The organism is Criibacterium bergeronii (genome assembly GCF_001693775.2).
Taxonomy (GTDB): Bacteria; Bacillota; Clostridia; order Peptostreptococcales; family Filifactoraceae; genus Peptoanaerobacter; species Peptoanaerobacter bergeronii.
The window spans coordinates 38,645-55,922 of the sequence record NZ_MBEW02000010.1; the positions used below are offsets into that span (position 1 = coordinate 38,645).

A 17,278-nucleotide genomic window follows, 5' to 3' on the forward strand; every position below is an offset into this window, starting at 1 on the left:
AAAATGACTTTAAGGACAGAAAATCAAGTTAGGGATTATGCAAAAGAAATATTAGGCTTTGATGAAATTGAAGAAAACATCAATCAAGGTACTGGACAAATAACCACTTTTAATCAATTAGGCTTTAAGGAATATTCAGATAAGCCAGATGGTTGGTATTTGCCTAAAAATATGAATGATGTAGCAATAATCCTTGAAACAAAATCAGAAGAAAGAGATATTAGCAAACAAATTTTTATTGATGAGCTAATAAAAAATATAGACATAATTTCAAGCAAATATAAAAAGACAATTGGAATTTTGTACAATGGCAAAGAAATCGCTATATATAAAAATAAGGAACTCATAAGAGTAGCTAATAAACTTCAACATATGCAATAATATATTGATTTGTTTAAAGAAAATTATATAGATAAAAACAAAATTTTCACTCTAACAAAAAGAATAAATGGTATGGATAAAATAAATGGTACAATTTAAAATCGAACATATAGGAACGCTTTGAAACGCTCACAGAGCAGGTGAAACAGGCATAGGGTATCACGGAACAGATAAAGATGGAAAACGCCTTAGAATGGACTGGACGAATGAATAACATACGAGCGTGTGCATGAGAGATTCTAGAAGTAGAAATGATCTTTGCGTAAATACAGAAAAGTAGCAGAGCTTAAAACTCTGTTGCTTTTTTAGTTTTACCTCTTGACAAATAGTACGGTTATGGACTATAATGATTTAGTACGGATATAGACTAAATGTGAGGAGGATATTATGATAAAAAATATTCAATTTATGGAACAACTAAATCAATACTATACAACATGGCAGGAATGGAACTGTATGTATGAAGAATGGGCAAAGACAAATGGACTATCTGCCAACAGTCTGTTAGTGCTTTCTGCGATTTATAATAGTAAGGAAGAATGCACACAGAAAAAAATCAGTCAAAGATGGTTGGTTCCCAAGCAGACAGTGAACATGATTTTGAAAGATTTTGAAAAACAGGGCTTGGTCGAATTGTCTCCTATGCGGACAGACAAAAGGCGCAAGACAATCTGCTTTACACCAAAGGGAAAAGAATATGCAAAAACCATTTTGTCTAAACTTCGAAAAGTGGAAATGAATGCAATTGATGAGATGGGGATAGAACGTATGAAGCGATTTAATGAAGATGCCGCCTTGTTTGTAAAGCTACTCGGAAAAGCAGAGGGAAAAAATAATGAAATATAAGCATGACATTAGAATTTTTTTCAATATGTAATTCCCTCCGTATTATCTTTTGCATTATCTGGAGTATATGCGATTGTTGATGGTTTTTTTGTCGGAAACAGTATGGGAGATATAGGCGTTTCCGCTATAAACATAGCATATCCCCTTGTGGCAGTCATTCAATCTCTGGGAACGGGAATTGGAATGGGAGGAGCAATTTATTATTCAATCAGCAGAGCCGAAAAAAAGGAGGCACGAGCAAAAGCGTTTACTGCGGGAGCTGTGTGGCTGTTAATTGTCACAAGTGTTTTTGTAACAATCACATTTTTCTTTTTGAGCAGTTTCCTTTTAAGGCTGTTAGGAGCAGGAAATCAGCTTCTTTCTTTGGGAGAGGACTATATTTCTATTATTGCGTTAGGCGCAGGTTTACAGATTATAGGAACTGGTTTAGTTCCGTTCATCCGTAATCACGGCGGCTCGTCTTATGCAATGTTTTCTATGATTGCAGGGTTTGTGACAAACATAATTTTAGATTATCTGTTCGTATGGGTATTAGGGCAAGGTCTTTCGGGTGCAGCATGGGCTACGGTTATCGGACAGGGTGTTACCATGTTGTCAGCACTTGTCTATTTGTTGTGGAAAAAACAGTTTACGCTGAAGATTGCATTTGGAGATATAGGTAAAGTATCATTATCCATTATAAAGGTTGGGATTGCTCCTTTTGGACTTGCTATGACACCCAACTTATCCCTGATTATTATTAATCGTTTTTCCGTATTCTATGGGGGAGAGCAAGCAATTGCAACCTATGCTTCTATTGGCTACGTTATGAGTATTATTTATCTGATTTTACAGGGAGTTGGAGATGGCAGCCAGCCGATTATGAGCAAATATTACGGCGAAAAGGCGTTTGATAGACTGAAAAACATAATGAGATTAGCAAATGGATCTGGGATACTCCTTTCTGTAATAGGCTGTGTGATTATGTATGTGGCAAGAGCAGATATTGGCTTATTATTCGGCACATCAAATGAAGTGAATGCAGAAATCCAAAAAACCATACCCATATTTTTAATTTCTGTACCATTTGTTTCTATTAACCGTATTACAACTGCAAGTTTTTATGCAACAGAAAAAAGTATATTTTCTTATATTTTGTCTTTTGTAGAGCCGATATTTATGCTAATTCTAATGCTTATTTTACCGACTTTATTCGGCGGTCAGATAATGATTTGGTGGAGTACAGTGTTCGCACGAATTTTATCTGCCATTTTGGCATTGATATTAAAACAACATGCCTATGAAAAAGAAATTTTAGTATCAGCAAATAATGAATATTGATAAAAAGTGAGAGGCTATGTAAAATATACAAAACCAATGGTTGTTATGCCTTGTCTGCGGCAATAAAACCTGTACTATGATACGGGAAGATACGGAATTAAAAAACTTTCCTTTCTACTGTCCGAAATGTAAGCGGGAAACAATCATCAATATTCAGGATATGGAAATCACACTTGCAGACAGTAAATAATTATGTAACCCGCCGCTATAGATAACACCATACATGTGGAAGCTATAGCGTTGATACAAAAGATGTAAATTTAGAAATCCTGCATTTTAAGCAGTTTTTTAAGCATTTTGTCTTTGATAAAGATGAAGAAGGATACGTCAAAAAGACCCAAAAAAACTACATGGACGTAAGAGTAGTTTTGCAACTGGTATGAGGAGACACAAAGAAAAATTTAATAAGATAAACTCATTTTGTACTTTCTACAAGAGTGGCTTAAAAAGCTGCTCTTTTTTTCTAGTAAGTGAGTATATATAAATTTAAAATATAACTAATAATACAAAATCTGATTTCCTGAAAGCAGAAGTCCAGGCTTCCGAAAATCGGAATTCAAGAACTCCGAATAACAGATTTCTAGAAATCCGAAAATCGGAGAGTAACTATAATAATATTAGTAATATTGAGTTAAGAAAGAATAATTTTAGAAAGGGAGTAAGGATTTGTTACATCCTTTTTTAAAAATGGAAAACTCATAAGTCAACTTTACACATTCGCTTTTATAACATATAATAAAAGCATAAATGAGAGGAGGCGAACTATGGATACACTTAAGAATTATATACAAGAAAATTTAGTAATCACCAACAAAGAAGCAGAAGAACTTGGATATACTAGGCATAATCTATCAGAATTAACAAAGAGCGGACAATTAGAAAGATTAAGACCGGGACTATATCAATTAAAAGGAAAAGTAATAGACGATTTTGTTCTAATATCATCAAATAGTAATCGAATTATATTTTCCCATCAAACAGCCCTCTACCTCCACGACCTATCCGATAGAACTCCAAATGTATTTCATATATCTGTACCCCAAGGCTACAATGCAAGCCATATTAAAAATAGATATAAAGACTTACAAGTTCACTATGTAAAGAAAGATTTATACGAACTAGGAAAGACAGAAATAAAATCACCACAAGGCAACCTTATTCCAGTTTACGATATAGATCGAACAATTTGTGATATCATAATCGACAGAGAAAAAATAGATAAGCAAATTTTTACAGAAGCCATAAAAAGATACTTTAAATCACAAAATAAAAATCTAAGACGACTCATAAAATACAGTAGACTATTTAAAATAGAAGATGAAATTAGGAAATATATGGAGGTATTATCGAAGATTTAATTTTCAAAGGTTGTATTGAAGGAGATGAACAAAATCTTATTGAGACACATAAAAGAATTAACATTATAACGTTTGTAGTAGATGCATTAAATTAGCAGAAAAAACCAAAGAATTTGAAAATGGAGCTATCATATATTGCACAAGGAAAGTCCGCAAAGAAAAAATTTTATTAGTGATTGAAAACTATATAAAAGAAATGGTTTAAACTTATATAAAGTAATATGATTATAATATCAAGGACGAAGAAGCAATAAAAAATCAACATTATAAGAATATACAAATTTTTAAGGAGACGAGTAAATATGGAATGGGATGAATTTATTGATAAAGTAAAATTTATATTAAAAAGATTTAATAAAGAATTTAATATAGATTATAGCGAAGATAGTATTAGCTATACTGTGGGTGAAAAAAGTTATGAATTTAGTAAATCTGACTATAATAATATTACCAATGATGCAATGAAATCGGATTTGTCGCAATTTACAGTTTTAACTAATAATAGCTATGAAGTTATTATTTATCAAACAAATAAAATGGTTCGAAGACTATTGCCATATAAACTTGAGGAACGAATAGTATCTACTAATATTAAAGACTCCATGAATAATATTGAATATAAATTTCAAGAAATATCAGATGTAATGGTATGGAATATTATTAAAGAAATAGACTTGGAAAGTTTAAAAAGAACTTTTATGATTTTTCCTCCTAGATTGCGAGGAGATGAAGGCGAAAATTTATTTAATTTATTAAGAGTTTGTTTTAGAAATCCTTATTCACTAATTGTTTCATATAAAAAAGATATTGATAAAAATAAACTTAATGATTATATTAATTCATTTTTATTTAACTTTTGCTATAACTATGGATATTCCTTCAGGATTATGAATAGCTTAGATGAATTATTAAATATTAGGTATAGGAATAAAAATAGCTCTTACAAAAGCGAAGAGTTAGATGCACCAAGATTATTATATAAACAAGATTTAACAGAACAGTACCATATGGCAGTCTCTTCAGAAGATCCGTTTGTACAATTCATAGGATTTTATCACATTATGGAATATTTTTATGAAGAAATATATAAAGAAGGTGTTGTTAATAATGTTAAGGAAATATTGTTAGATCCGGGATTTTCTACAAAAAGAAAAAAAGATATAATGAAACTTGTAGATTTAATTAATAAAAAGAGAACTGAAAGTACAGTAGGAAGTGAATTGGAAGCACTGGAATTAACATTAAGAAAGTATATAGATATTGAAAAGATAATAGAAAAATTGAATGAAATTGATGAAGATATTATAGAATACTATAAAAACAATAAGGTTAATTTTTCAAATGGAGATGCAATAGATTTAATAGGAGACAAAAAACATATATTTAAGAAGTTGGCTAATAGAGTATATAAAACTAGAAATTCACTTGTTCACAGCAAGTCAAATGAAGTTAGATTGAATGAAAGAGGAATTTATAAACCTTTTAAAGACTCTAAAGCCTTATTAAAGGAAATACCATTACTTAAATGATATCAGAAGAGATTATTATAAAATCAGCGAGTGAATTATAGTATAATAAAATTAAAAGAAGATACATAAGACTAAAAGGTCTTGTATCTTCTTTTATAGAAGGTCAAATTGGTAGTGGGTCTGTGAAAAGTTTTGTGTATCAGCCCTCCTAATAGGATGTATTTTTGTAATTGCCATACTAATCACCAGAACTTTCTTTTGATTTATTAAGAAGCAGGGAATGGATCTGCCATATTTCTCTTGATAATTTTTCTATCTGTTTATTCATTGTTTCAATTTCATTTTTGTAAATAACACCAGTTGTATTAGTTGCTTTTGCAATCTGGTTTATATTATTTGTTGCATTTGAAAGCAGCCACTGTAAGTTTCTAAATGGTTCTAAATCCACAACATAAATCTCTTTTTCCAATACACATTTTCTAAGAAAGTGAGACATAGTTTTGCAATTAGCAAGTTTCATTTTCTTTTCAAAAACTTCTTTTTCTTCTTTGGTTAGTTTTATTTCTATTCTTTCATTTCTAAATCTATTTGCCATTTTATTCTCCTTTATGAAATATATTTCGGGGTCTTAGGGTAATCCCTAACAAGGTAAAAATTAGCAGTAGACTTCAACCAATCGCTAACTATATTAGCTCTTGGGAAGTCCTTGCATATCACCTACCAAACACTCAAGTAAACTTTCGCGTGGTTAGGTGCGTAAAAAAATGGAGCATACCTTAAAGGTTTACTCCATTAATTTTTGGTTCTAAAATATCCACTGAGGAGATGACTCCCCAACGGATATTTTAGAACCAATCTAAACAGCTCTTTTGTAGGGCTGTTTCTTCTTTGCTCCAGAATGATATAATGTATTATAAGATACGTATTGATTAATATATTCCCACATACGAGGCTTTTGAGAAATATTAAATTTTATCCATAATGACCGCTCTAGCCACGTTGAAGCAGCAATTCTGATGACGTATTGTGGTTTGGACAAGGAATAATAGGAGTCAACCACAACATGTAGTGGTTTGAGTACGAAAATTGGGTCAAAAACAGGCTAAAAAATACCGTTTTTTGACCCTTTTAAATAGGGCATTTGACAGATGACATTTGATGTTTCGGGATTAAAAATCCATAGGGTGAGGTAGATTAGCACAGAACTTTATTGAATAGAGAAATTAAAAGTGATATAATCAGTTGCATAAGGAGGAGTTAAATATGTGTACATGTATTGCAGTAGTAGATATTACTTTATCTCATTTATAATGAAAAAAATTAAAGGAGGTAAAGGTATGGGTATGTTTTCTATATTTGTTATTGAGAGATTTCATTATCAACCAAACCAAAAATAATTGGTTATAATGAGCTCTTAAGATTAGTTCATTATAACCGGCAAGGAGAAGGTTATAATGAAACAGAAAAACCCGAAAAATACGCAAAATTTCATTACATCTAAAAAGCATGTAAAGGAAATATTAAAATATACGAATATCAATAAACAAGATAAAATAATAGAAATTGGGTCAGGAAAAGGACATTTTACCAAGGAACTTGTGGAAATGAGTCAACGGGTGAATGCTATAGAGATTGATGAAGGTTTATGTCATGCCACGAAAAAAGCAGTTGAACCTTTTCAGAATATAAAAGTTATTCATGAGGATATTTTGAAGTTTAGCTTTCCTAAAAATACAGACTATAAAATATTTGGTAATATTCCCTACAATATTAGTACTGATATTGTAAAAAAGATTGCTTTTGATAGTCAAGCGAAATATAGCTACCTTATTGTAGAGAGGGGATTTGCTAAAAGGTTGCAAAATACCCAACGAGCTTTAGGTTTGCTGTTAATGGTGGAAATGGATATAAAAATTCTTAAAAAAGTGCCACGAGCATATTTTCACCCTAAGCCTAATGTAGATTCTGTATTGATTGTACTTGAAAGGCATAAACCATTTATTTTAAAGAAGGACTACAAAAAGTATAGATTTTTCGTTTATAAATGGGTAAACAGGGAATATCATGTTCTTTTTACTAAAAATCAATTAAGACAGGTGCTGAAGCATGCGAATGTTACTGATCTTGATAAATTATCCAATGAACAATTTTTGTCTGTTTTCAATAGTTACAAATTATTTCAATAAATTAAAAATAATTAAGCGTTCTCTAACTTTAAGAGAACGCTTAATCTTATTACATTGAAAAATACATTCTATTATTTTCAATTATTATGATATAACATAACTATCATTTTACTTATTTGCATATTTGCACGAAAATATAGTTATCGACGACTATTCTGATAATAGCAACTAATATAGTCAATGATAACTCAAAATTTATTGATATAGTAGGTATATGTGCAACTAATTAGGGAAGATTTTAGCTTGCCATTTCTGAAACAGCTAAAACAAGTATTGCGTAAAGAATGCGCCAGTCTTCCCATGGACTTAAAATGCTTGCTTGGGGCACACATAAAACCCCTTGAACAATCTATTGACAGAGTTGAAGGACTGTCGGAGATTCTAAGACGAAGTAATCCTAAAATGGCCCTATGCCATACTGATATTCATAATTGGAACTTGATGCAACGGGATGAGCAGTTAGTTCTAATTGACTGGGAAGGCTTGAAATTGGCTCCAGTAAAAGCTGATCTCATGTTTTTTGTTGATAAGCCATATTATGATGTATTTATGAACATATACCTGAAATTACACAAAGATTTTTTAATCAATACGGATGCTTTGTTATTCTATCATATTAGACGTAAACTAGAAGATATATGGGAGTTTATTGAACAACTTTTATATGACAATCAAGAGGATAAGGAAAGAAATGAAACTATAAAAGTTCTTGATGGTGAACTGAATAACTTAGTGTTTTGAAAAAAGAATAACGTATTATTAAGCTAAATAATATTGGAGAAGAAAATGAATAAACAAGAATTATATCAAATTGCTTTCAGTATAATTAATCATAAAAAGTTACGGAACTTTGGAACTTCAGGGCATGTTGCGTGCGCGTTGGAGACAAATAGCGGTAACATCTTTACAGGAATATGCATTGACTTGCCCTGTTCTATTGGCTTATGCGCTGAACAGTCAGCTATTGCTGAAATGGTAAAGAACAATGAAACTGCAATCAAAAGGATTATCGCTGTATTTGAAGATGGGAGTATACTTCCACCATGTGGAAGGTGCAGAGAGTTTATTGCACAGATAGATAATCAAAATATAGAGACCCAAATTGTATTACCTGAAATGGAAGAAGTGTTGCTGAAAGATTTATTACCAGAAAGGTGGGATGGCAAATGGAACTGAAAAAGATAACTAGCAGGGTCTTTTATTATCCACATCAACCAGAAACTGATAGGCCTATGTTGGCATACTTAAATGGAGACAAAATTGCACTTGCCATTGATGCAGGAAATTCAGCAGACCATGTTGATGAATTTTATAAATCCCTAGAAATCGAGGACCTAAAGAAGCCAGATTTTACTGTCATCACTCATTGGCACTGGGACCATACCTTTGGAATGCATAAAATTCACGGATTGTCCATTGCACACCATAAAACCAACGAGTTTTTGAAACAGGAAAGAGCCAAACTATCTGACAGTGCATATATAAAATTTTTGATAAATGATGATGAGTGCCTAGCTAGAGAATATGTAGATAATAAAAGAATTATTGCCGTTCTATCGGATATCCAATTTGAAAAAGAGCTTACCCTTAATCTCGGTGGAATAACCGCAATGATTTTTCATACGGTTTCACCCCATTCGGAAGATACGGTGCTTATCTATATTCCTGAGGAAAAAATATTGTTCTTGGGAGATTCAACAAGCGAGGATTTCTACAATGATGGGTATATGGATAAAGAAAAATTAATGTCATTAACAAATTTGATAGAAAGTTTCGACTGTAAGTATTGTATTTTAAGTCATGCAGAGCCTCTAACTAAATCAGATTTATTAGATTACTTAAAATCCATTCTAAAATAATAATCCATGAGGTGTATTGATATGTTCCCGTCTACCGATAGCCCCAAAAACGCAGTGGATATGTTCCCGAGAACGGACACACTCAAATGACATTCATTCTATCCTCTCAAGCCATGTTGTAATATGGGCAGACAAAAAAATAGAAGCGACAAAACAAGTTGTATTAAAACACTAAGCTGAAAAACGATTAGAAAAAATCTAGTCGTTTTTTTATTTTAAGGAAGGAAATATTATGACAAGTAAAAGATTAAGTATTGAAGAACAGATCGAAAAGAAAGAAGAAAGCATCAAGCAATTACAAAATCAGAAAAGACAGTTGAAGAAAAAACTTAATGAACAAGAAAGAAAAGCAAGAAACAAAAGACTTATAGAAAAAGGAGCGGTGTTTGAAAGTATTTTTGAAGAAAGTACTGATTTAACAAAAGATGAATTTTATAAGTTAATAAAAATGTTAAATGATGAAGAAATAAGATTAAACATAATGGAAATTTTAGAAGAAAGAATAGATGATAATGTAGAAAAATCATCTAAAGATGAAATAACATAATTGTCCCTTGGTTACAAGGGCGCAATTATACACCCTAAAGGGTGCTTGCGTCCTGCGGAGCCAAACCCTTGCAGGGAGCAACAACCATTCGCTTTTTAAAAGTCAAGGGTAAATAAACTCGCTAACGCTCGCCCTTGACTTTTAAAATTTGAAATGAACAAAACAATTAAGCCGACATACTGAAACAACAAAAATTAATTCAGTAGTCGGCTTTTTCTATTCTATCATTTCAAAACGCTCATTCAGAAAGTGGATATAGAAAATCTATTAAGCCTCCACCTAAAACAACAAAAAAAGAAAGGAAGTGATAAAAATGGCAGACAGTTTTCATTTTTCAGTAAACATAATATCAAGAGGAAAAGGAAAAAGTGCAGTAGCAAGTGCAGCATATATAAGTGGAGAAAAAATAAAAAATGAATGGGACGGAGTAACCCATGACTATACAAGAAAAGAAAAAGTATTAGTAAAAAATATAATATTGCCTGATCATATACCAAAAGAATTTAATGATAGGTCTACCTTATGGAATAAAGTAGAAATGGCAGAAAAAAATTCTAATGCACAACTAGCAAGACAATTCATAATAGGACTACCAAAAGAATTATCTTTAAGTGAAAATAAAAACCTAGTCGAAAGATTTATAAAAGAAAATCTAACATCACAAGGAATGATAGTAGATTATGCAATTCATGATGAGAGTCAAGATAAAAATGGAAATATCCATTGTCATATAATGACCATAATGCGACCCATAAACGAAAAAGGAGAGTTCTTAGCAAAGTCAAAAAAAGAATATATCCTAGATGAAAAAGGAGAAAAAGTATTAAACAAAAATGGAAAACCTAAGACAAGAAAAGTAGAACTAACAAGCTGGAATGATAAAGGCAATGTAGAAAAATGGAGAGAAAATTTTTCAGACCTTTGCAATGAATATCTAGCAAAAAACAAGATAGAAAAAAGAGTAGACCATAGGAGTTTTAAAAGACAAAATTCAGATTATCTACCGACAATCCATTTAGGATCAGCAGCATGTGCAATGGAAAGAAAGGGAATAGAAACTGACAAGGGAAACTATAATAGAGAAATAAGAAAATATAACGAACTTGTAAAAACAATAAAAGAAGAGATAAAAACATTAAAGGGTTGGATAGGAAATTTATTAGATAACCTAACTACTGCTTATGAAAAATTTAAGGATATAGAAAGAGATAAGGTAATAGACAACCCTAAACTTTTCAATCTAACAAATTATCTATTAACTTATTCAGAAATTCAAAAAGAAAAAAGTAAATATCTAAAAGGATATGCTAAAACCAATAAAGAAAAGTATGACTTTAAAAAGCTAACGAGTGCATATAGTTATTTAAGAAAAAATAATATAGAAACCATAGGTCAGTTACAAACAAAAATAGAAAGCTTAAAGTCCAATAGTTACAAACTAAATAAAAAAGCAAAGACAATTCATAAAGAAATGGAAGATGTAGAAAAGAAAATTCTATACTATGAAATATACAAAGCCAAAAAAGGAGTTTATGAAGAATATCAAAAGAAAAACATATTCACCAAAGACGCATTCTATAATAAACATAAGAAAGATATAGACCAATATAAAGTAGTAAGCGAGAAATTAAAAAAACTCCTATCAGATAAGGAAAAACTAAGTCCTAAAAAGTGGAATGAAGAAAAAAATCTTTTAATGGGAAAGCTTGAAGAAATAAATAAAGAAAAAGACAAAATAAAAGATGAATACCAGGAAATTAATCATATAAAATATTCAGTAGATTTTGTAAACAAAGAACTTGGCATAGATTTATCCATAGAAATAGATAAGTTAATAAAACAAGGTGAAAAACCAAGTGTAATAGCACAAATTAAAAAATTCCAAGACCAAGTTAATAAAGATAATGAATACAGAGAAATGATGAAAAACAAGAAAATGGATCAAGAAAGATAAGACCTGGTAAAAATATCTTATCCAAGCTATAATATGACCAAACAACTAAAGGTAGATCTAGGAGGTAATAGAGATGAATAAAAGGCAAGAGCTAATAGATGAACTCATAAAAGCAAATGAAGATGGAACATACAAAACATATAAAAGCACAGAAGAAATAAAAGCAATGAACAATGAAGAAATACAGATTATATATTCCAACATGAAAAACTATCTATCAGACAAAAGAACACACATAAACTACTAAAGGTGGAAAAGCAAAATAAGAGCATAAAAACAAGAAAAGGTACAAATACCTAAGTAAGCTATAAAAACATCTAAATAAAGCATTCCACCACCAAGAACAATAAAATAAAAACAATCAAAGGGAAGTATAGAAAAATTAAAGCCTATACTTCCCTTTTTTTAATTCAAACAAAGGAGAGAAAACATGATAAACGAAGAAATAAGCAAAGAAGCAGGTCAAGCAGCACAAACCATAATAACATACACAATAAAGGCAGCAAAAGAATCAATCAACTTAGAAAAAGAAATAAGAAAAAAGATGAATGAAACTTTAGAAAAAGCAAACGGAAACCTCAAAAGTCTTATGGGCGATGAAATAAAAATAAAAGACCTATATAAAAAAGGACAACTAGAAAATATAAGCATAGATCAAAGCGACCTCAAAGACTTAAAAAAAGAACTAAACAAACTTGGAGTAAGTTTTTCAGTAATGAAAAACAAAGAAACCCAAAACTATGAAATATTCTTCCAAGCCAAAGACATAAAAGTAATGGAATATGCCTTTAAGCAAGTCATAGCCAAAGAAAATAAAAAAGAAAAAGAAAGTATCCTAAAACAAATAAAGAAATATAAAGACCTATCCAAGAACAAGGATAAGACAAAAGAAAAAGTCAAAAGAAAAGTAAAAGAAAAAGTAAAACCAAGCAAAAAAGATATGACCAGAGAAATCTAAGGGAGTAACGTAAAGTTACACCCTTAAATAACCATAATAACAAGACTTCCGAAAAGCAGAAGTCCAGAATTTCGATTATCGAAAATCAAGAAAGGAGCAGATATGGTAACAAACAAAAGATATTATTGGATAAAATTGAAAGAAGAATTTTTCACAGATAAAATAAACAGAGGACATTGTCCTTAATGAGTCCAACCCATGTCCGACAAGAGATAGAGATAGAGAAAGATATAGAGTTAGATAAAGAGAGAGAGGGAGAGATAGAAAAGATTTAACATTTTTGGTATAATTATAGAAATTAGACTTTGAAAATATGATGGAGAATTAGCTTACATTCTGTAAGCTAAATGAAATAAAGAGAAAATGGCTACAAGTTGTAGCCCCAAAAATATATAGGAGGTGAATTTTGTGGCAGAACAAAACAAGGAAATTGTAGTTATAGATGAAACTACAATTAAAAGTAAGATTTACTATATACGAAATCAAAAGGTTATGCTTGATTTTGAGCTTGCTGAAATATATGGGTATGAAACAAGAGCTTTTAATCAACAGGTAAAAAGAAATAATGAAAAATTTGATGATGATTTTATGTTCCAATTAACCGATGAAGAAGTATATGAACTTTCAAGATCACAAAATGTGACCTTGAAGAGAGGAACAGGTAGAGGAAGTAATATAAAGTATAATCCATATGCCTTTACAGAACAGGGAATATATATGCTCATGACTGTATTGAGGGGAGAACTTGCAGTTAAACAGAGCAAGGCTTTAATACGAATGTTTAAGCAAATGAAAGACTTTATTATTGAAAATCAAGATTTTATCGGTTCAAAAGAATTAGTACAAATTGCCATTCAAACCAACCAAAACACAAAAGATATTGCAGTAATAAAATCTCAAATGGCTACTAAAGAAGATTTGAAAAAGGTAATGGACAATTTTATAGACCCGGAAACATATAAACATTTCCTCTTGATGAATGGAGATAAGATAGAAGCTGATGTTGCCTATACAAAAATATATAAATCAGCAAAGAAAAGCATTTATGTAATAGATAACTATATCGGACTTAAAACATTAGAACTTTTAAGAGCTGCAAGAGATAAGACTCAAATCGTAGTCTTTAGTGATAATGTCAAGAACAAGGATATGCTTACAAAAAACATCTTAGATGATTTTAGAAAAGACTATCCTAATATAGACCTGAAACTGAAGATAGCAGGTAAAAAATATCACGATAGATATATAGCAATAGACTTTGGAACAGAAAATGAAGCCTTTTATCTTTGCGGAGCTTCGTCAAAGGATGCGGGAAATAAAATATCAAGTATTACCAAGATAGAAGAATCTTCTAAAGATATGTACCATGATATGTTTAGTAAGATGTTAAATAATAAAGACTTAAAAATTTAATATATAATTATGTTAAATCATAACAATACGCAAGGCGGTAGAAGTAAAAACTATCGTCTTTTTTTATTTGAAGAAAGGTAGGAGAGCATGGCAGATAAAAGAATGTTTTCACTAAAGATAGTGGATAGCGACTTATTTTTGGATATGCCACTAAGTAGTCAATGCCTGTATTTTCATCTATCAATGAGGGCAGATGATGATGGTTTTGTAAATAATCCTAAGAAGATCATCAAAATTATCGGAGCTAATGAAGATGACCTGAAAATACTTATTGCCAAAGGCTTTGTAATAGTCTTTGATCAGGGAATTATCGTCATTACTCATTGGAAGATAAATAACTTTATTAGAAAAGACAGATATAAGCCAACAATGTATATAGAGCAGAAACAGCAGCTTTATCAAACGGAAAATGGAGCATATATTTCAGAAGAAAAAGTTGGTTGTCATCTGGTTAACCAAAGGTTGTCAAGTGGTCAACCCAGTATAGGTAAGGGTAGATTAGATAAGGTTAGTATAGATAAGGGGAGAGAAGAACAGTCCACCCCCATCTTTTATGGAGAATTCAAAAATGTAAGGTTAAGCAAAGAAGAATATAAAAATCTAAAAGAAAAACTAAACTCACACACAGAAATAATGATAAATAAACTATCAAGATACATGGAAAGCAGTGGTAAGACCTATCAAAACCACTATGCGACAATCTTAAAATGGTATGAAGAAGACAAAGAAAAACTAAGACATCAAGGAGGGAATAAAAAAATGAACTATGAAGTAGGCGAATCTTTATAGATAAAAAGAGGTGGAAAGGCATTATTAAAGACTTTAAGTCTAAAAAGGTATAAAAGTATGCCAGAGATAATAAAAAGATAAATATGACACTTAAAAGGCGATTAGAAAATTAAAAATCTAATCGCCTTTTTTTATTGCATGAAAGGATAAGTTATGACAAAAAGACAAACAAAATACATTGTAAAAAGAAATTATGATAATAGAAGAACAGATACAGACGCTTTTCTAAGACTAATAAAAAAATCAAGCAAATTAAACAAGACCAATGAAATTGAGTATAGCAAATATAATATTGATAGTAATAAAAAAGAGTGCTATAATAAAAATAGTTTTAGAGAAAGTTGTGTTATTTCTGAAAACTCAAACAAGGAGGAATAGGAAATGATACAAACAAATTCAAATCACTTTTCATTCAAAGCTGCAATTTATTGCAGACTATCTAAAGATGATGAGCAGAAAGGAGAGAGTGCCAGCATACAAAACCAAAAGGAACTTTTAGAAAACTATGTAAAATCAAGGGGTTGGAGTATTTACGATGTATATATAGATGATGGATATACTGGATTAAATACAAATAGACCATCATTTCAAAGACTAATTAGAGATATTGAAAATAAGAAAGTGGATATAGTTATAACTAAGGACTTATCAAGGCTTGGAAGAAACTATTTGCAGACTGGATACTATACAGAAAATTTCTTCCCAAAGAACAATGTCAGATATATAGCTTTAAATGATGGAGTAGATACCTTTCAAGAAAACAACGAAATAGTTCCTTTTAAAAATGTTTTAAACGAGTTTTATTCAAGAGATGTTTCTAAAAAGATGAAATCTGCCTATATGACAAGAGCAAGGCAAGGGAAATTTATTGGTTGTCTTGCTCCAATAGGATATAGGAAAGACAAAGATGATCCACATAAATTAGTAATCGATGATGAAACTTCATGGATTGTTGAAAAAATTTTTGATCTTGCTTTTAGTGGTTATGGAGTACAAGCAATTAGGAGAAGACTTTTTGAAGAAAAAATACCTACACCTACCTGGTGGAATAGAAAAAAAGGACTTAGAAATAAAAAAACTAAGTTAGAAATGACCGTAGATGGTGGAGAGTATTGGTGGGACTGCACAACCCTAAAAGAAATTATTGAAAACCCAGTTTATATTGGTCATATTGCTAGTCAAAAAGTTAATTATAAATTCAAAGTAGGTTGGTTATCCGATAAACCTAAAGAGGAATGGATAATAGTAGAAAATACACACGAACCAATTATTTCTGAAGATATTTATAATATAGCAAATGAAAAATTAAAGAGCAGGAGAAGACCATTTAAAAATGGAGAAGAAAGCATATTTGCAGGCATTGTGAAATGTCCCGATTGTGGAAAATCTTTAAATCTTGGAAGAAACAAATCGAAAAAAAGAGAAAAGTTACTCACTTGTAACACTTATAGAAGATATGGAAAGTCATTATGTAGTCAACATAGAATTTATTACGATACTCTTTATGAGATAGTGCTTAAAGATATTAGGAAAAATGCAGAAATAGCATTGAAAGACGAAAAAGAAATCATAAAAGCACTTGAAAAATCACGAGAAGTTGATAATGAAGAAGAACAAAAATTTATTATGGATAAGATTTACGAAGATCAGATAAGAGTAGAAGACTTAACTAAAAAGATTGAAAGACTATATGATGACTGGCTCGATAACAAGATAAGTGAAAGTAACTTCCAAAAAATTCTTGAAAAATCACAAAACGAACAAGATTATCTAAATCAAAGAATAGAAGATAATAAAAAATTGATTGTTAAAGAAGATCTTGAAGATATTAATGTCAAAAAATGGATTGAACTCATAAAAAAACATAGGGATATAAAGAAGCTGGACAAAGAAACCTTAAACGAACTCATCTCAAAAATCTATGTTCACGAAAAAGAAGTAGTGAATGGAGAAATCACCCAAACAATTGATATTTACTACAATTTCATAGGAAATACAGACACATTACAAGTATTTTACAATCTCTAATTAGGCATAAAGCAGCTTATGGCTGGAGGCGGTATCGTCTTAATCGGATTAAAGCTCATTCCACTACTTGCCAATGTACTCAAGTAAGAAGAAAAGGAGAAATTAAATGTTTGGAATATTCGACAAGATAGAGGAGTTTTTCAAAGATCTTCTACTGGGCGGTATCCAAG

20 protein-coding genes and 1 pseudogene are annotated in these 17,278 nt (G+C 30.7%); 20 read left to right on the plus strand and 1 reads right to left on the minus strand.

The features are described 5' to 3' along the window. Nucleotides 1-3 precede the first annotated feature (3 nt). The 6 genes from BBG48_RS06115 (at nt 4) to BBG48_RS06145 (ending at nt 5,434) form a co-directional block, all read left to right on the plus strand. Entirely contained in the window at nt 4-381 is a 378-nt protein-coding gene (locus BBG48_RS06115) for a hypothetical protein (RefSeq protein WP_158527909.1), read from the plus strand. Between the two features lie 387 nt (nt 382-768). Then, complete coding sequence (locus tag BBG48_RS06125) at nt 769-1,227, plus strand: MarR family winged helix-turn-helix transcriptional regulator (RefSeq protein ID WP_060458578.1); 459 nt, start codon at nt 769-771, stop codon at nt 1,225-1,227. A 30-nt stretch (nt 1,228-1,257) separates the two neighbouring features. After that, nucleotides 1,258-2,547: an MATE family efflux transporter gene (locus BBG48_RS06130; RefSeq protein ID WP_068914284.1), complete on the plus strand. Its 1,290-nt coding sequence runs from the start codon at nt 1,258-1,260 to the stop codon at nt 2,545-2,547. Between the two features lie 40 nt (nt 2,548-2,587). After that, the gene (locus tag BBG48_RS06135) at nt 2,588-2,737 is read left to right on the plus strand and encodes a cysteine-rich KTR domain-containing protein (RefSeq protein WP_172975147.1); all 150 of its coding nucleotides are present in this window, start codon (nt 2,588-2,590) and stop codon (nt 2,735-2,737) included. 574 nt (nt 2,738-3,311) lie between these two features. Continuing rightward, entirely contained in the window at nt 3,312-3,905 is a 594-nt protein-coding gene (locus BBG48_RS06140; protein ID WP_068914285.1) for a type IV toxin-antitoxin system AbiEi family antitoxin domain-containing protein, read from the plus strand. A 302-nt stretch (nt 3,906-4,207) separates the two neighbouring features. Continuing rightward, entirely contained in the window at nt 4,208-5,434 is a 1,227-nt protein-coding gene (locus BBG48_RS06145; RefSeq protein ID WP_068914286.1) for a hypothetical protein, read from the plus strand. Between the two features lie 178 nt (nt 5,435-5,612). On the opposite strand, the gene BBG48_RS06150 is transcribed toward BBG48_RS06145, so the two are convergent. Continuing rightward, nucleotides 5,613-5,969, minus strand: a complete 357-nt coding sequence (locus tag BBG48_RS06150; RefSeq protein ID WP_068914287.1) for a plasmid mobilization protein — start codon at nt 5,967-5,969, stop codon at nt 5,613-5,615. A 742-nt stretch (nt 5,970-6,711) separates the two neighbouring features. Between BBG48_RS06150 and BBG48_RS11580 the strand changes: the two genes are divergently transcribed. The 14 genes and pseudogenes from BBG48_RS11580 to BBG48_RS06220 form a co-directional block, all read left to right on the plus strand. After that, complete coding sequence (locus BBG48_RS11580; protein WP_146743586.1) at nt 6,712-6,771, plus strand: erythromycin resistance leader peptide; 60 nt, start codon at nt 6,712-6,714, stop codon at nt 6,769-6,771. A 57-nt stretch (nt 6,772-6,828) separates the two neighbouring features. Continuing rightward, a complete protein-coding gene (gene erm(A), locus BBG48_RS06160) occupies nt 6,829-7,560 on the plus strand; it encodes a 23S rRNA (adenine(2058)-N(6))-methyltransferase Erm(A) (protein WP_000810833.1) in 732 nt (243 codons plus the stop codon). 216 nt (nt 7,561-7,776) lie between these two features. Next, nucleotides 7,777-8,301: a phosphotransferase gene (locus BBG48_RS06165; RefSeq protein WP_001176020.1), complete on the plus strand. Its 525-nt coding sequence runs from the start codon at nt 7,777-7,779 to the stop codon at nt 8,299-8,301. A 45-nt stretch (nt 8,302-8,346) separates the two neighbouring features. Beyond that, a complete protein-coding gene (locus BBG48_RS06170; RefSeq protein ID WP_001041171.1) occupies nt 8,347-8,736 on the plus strand; it encodes a cytidine deaminase family protein in 390 nt (129 codons plus the stop codon). Continuing rightward, nucleotides 8,727-9,419 (plus strand): MBL fold metallo-hydrolase, encoded by a 693-nt coding sequence (locus BBG48_RS06175; RefSeq protein ID WP_019108018.1) that lies wholly within the window; start codon nt 8,727-8,729, stop codon nt 9,417-9,419. Before BBG48_RS06170 ends, BBG48_RS06175 begins: the two co-directional genes overlap by 10 nt. 232 nt (nt 9,420-9,651) lie before the next feature. Then, entirely contained in the window at nt 9,652-9,966 is a 315-nt protein-coding gene (locus tag BBG48_RS06180) for a DUF3847 domain-containing protein (protein ID WP_020999720.1), read from the plus strand. 313 nt (nt 9,967-10,279) lie between these two features. Then, on the plus strand, nt 10,280-11,920 hold the full coding sequence (gene mobQ, locus BBG48_RS06185) for a MobQ family relaxase (RefSeq protein WP_068914288.1): 1,641 nt from the start codon (nt 10,280-10,282) through the stop codon (nt 11,918-11,920). A gap of 73 nt (nt 11,921-11,993) precedes the next feature. Continuing rightward, entirely contained in the window at nt 11,994-12,167 is a 174-nt protein-coding gene (locus BBG48_RS11145) for a hypothetical protein (protein WP_001042635.1), read from the plus strand. A gap of 183 nt (nt 12,168-12,350) precedes the next feature. Further along, the gene (locus tag BBG48_RS06190; protein ID WP_068914289.1) at nt 12,351-12,878 is read left to right on the plus strand and encodes a PcfB family protein; all 528 of its coding nucleotides are present in this window, start codon (nt 12,351-12,353) and stop codon (nt 12,876-12,878) included. A gap of 408 nt (nt 12,879-13,286) precedes the next feature. Further along, a complete protein-coding gene (locus BBG48_RS06200) occupies nt 13,287-14,291 on the plus strand; it encodes an ORF6N domain-containing protein (RefSeq protein WP_068914290.1) in 1,005 nt (334 codons plus the stop codon). A gap of 87 nt (nt 14,292-14,378) precedes the next feature. Next, nucleotides 14,379-15,080 (plus strand): replisome organizer, encoded by a 702-nt coding sequence (locus BBG48_RS06205; RefSeq protein WP_068914291.1) that lies wholly within the window; start codon nt 14,379-14,381, stop codon nt 15,078-15,080. Between the two features lie 153 nt (nt 15,081-15,233). Continuing rightward, nucleotides 15,234-15,458, plus strand: coding sequence for a hypothetical protein (locus tag BBG48_RS06210; protein WP_068914292.1), 225 nt, complete (start codon nt 15,234-15,236; stop codon nt 15,456-15,458). Between the two features lie 3 nt (nt 15,459-15,461). Next, the gene (locus BBG48_RS06215) at nt 15,462-17,108 is read left to right on the plus strand and encodes a recombinase family protein (protein WP_068914293.1); all 1,647 of its coding nucleotides are present in this window, start codon (nt 15,462-15,464) and stop codon (nt 17,106-17,108) included. A 3-nt stretch (nt 17,109-17,111) separates the two neighbouring features. Continuing rightward, nucleotides 17,112-17,195 (plus strand): annotated as a pseudogene (locus BBG48_RS06220) (Maff2 family mobile element protein); the annotation flags it as partial. Between the last annotated feature and the right edge of the window lie 83 nt (nt 17,196-17,278).

Bases quoted from the DNA above. Each gene is read 5' to 3' on its own strand.
- BBG48_RS06115 (WP_158527909.1), top strand. From the start codon at position 4: ATGACTTTAAGGACAGAAAATCAAGTTAGGGATTATGCAAAAGAAATA.
- BBG48_RS06125 (WP_060458578.1), top strand. From the start codon at position 769: ATGATAAAAAATATTCAATTTATGGAACAACTAAATCAATACTATACA.
- BBG48_RS06140 (WP_068914285.1), top strand. From the start codon at position 3,312: ATGGATACACTTAAGAATTATATACAAGAAAATTTAGTAATCACCAAC.
- BBG48_RS06145 (WP_068914286.1), top strand. From the start codon at position 4,208: ATGGAATGGGATGAATTTATTGATAAAGTAAAATTTATATTAAAAAGA.
- BBG48_RS06150 (WP_068914287.1), bottom strand. From the start codon at position 5,969: ATGGCAAATAGATTTAGAAATGAAAGAATAGAAATAAAACTAACCAAA.
- BBG48_RS06170 (WP_001041171.1), top strand. From the start codon at position 8,347: ATGAATAAACAAGAATTATATCAAATTGCTTTCAGTATAATTAATCAT.
- BBG48_RS06175 (WP_019108018.1), top strand. From the start codon at position 8,727: ATGGAACTGAAAAAGATAACTAGCAGGGTCTTTTATTATCCACATCAA.
- BBG48_RS06180 (WP_020999720.1), top strand. From the start codon at position 9,652: ATGACAAGTAAAAGATTAAGTATTGAAGAACAGATCGAAAAGAAAGAA.
- mobQ (WP_068914288.1), top strand. From the start codon at position 10,280: ATGGCAGACAGTTTTCATTTTTCAGTAAACATAATATCAAGAGGAAAA.
- BBG48_RS11145 (WP_001042635.1), top strand. From the start codon at position 11,994: ATGAATAAAAGGCAAGAGCTAATAGATGAACTCATAAAAGCAAATGAA.
- BBG48_RS06190 (WP_068914289.1), top strand. From the start codon at position 12,351: ATGATAAACGAAGAAATAAGCAAAGAAGCAGGTCAAGCAGCACAAACC.
- BBG48_RS06205 (WP_068914291.1), top strand. From the start codon at position 14,379: ATGGCAGATAAAAGAATGTTTTCACTAAAGATAGTGGATAGCGACTTA.
- BBG48_RS06210 (WP_068914292.1), top strand. From the start codon at position 15,234: ATGACAAAAAGACAAACAAAATACATTGTAAAAAGAAATTATGATAAT.
- BBG48_RS06215 (WP_068914293.1), top strand. From the start codon at position 15,462: ATGATACAAACAAATTCAAATCACTTTTCATTCAAAGCTGCAATTTAT.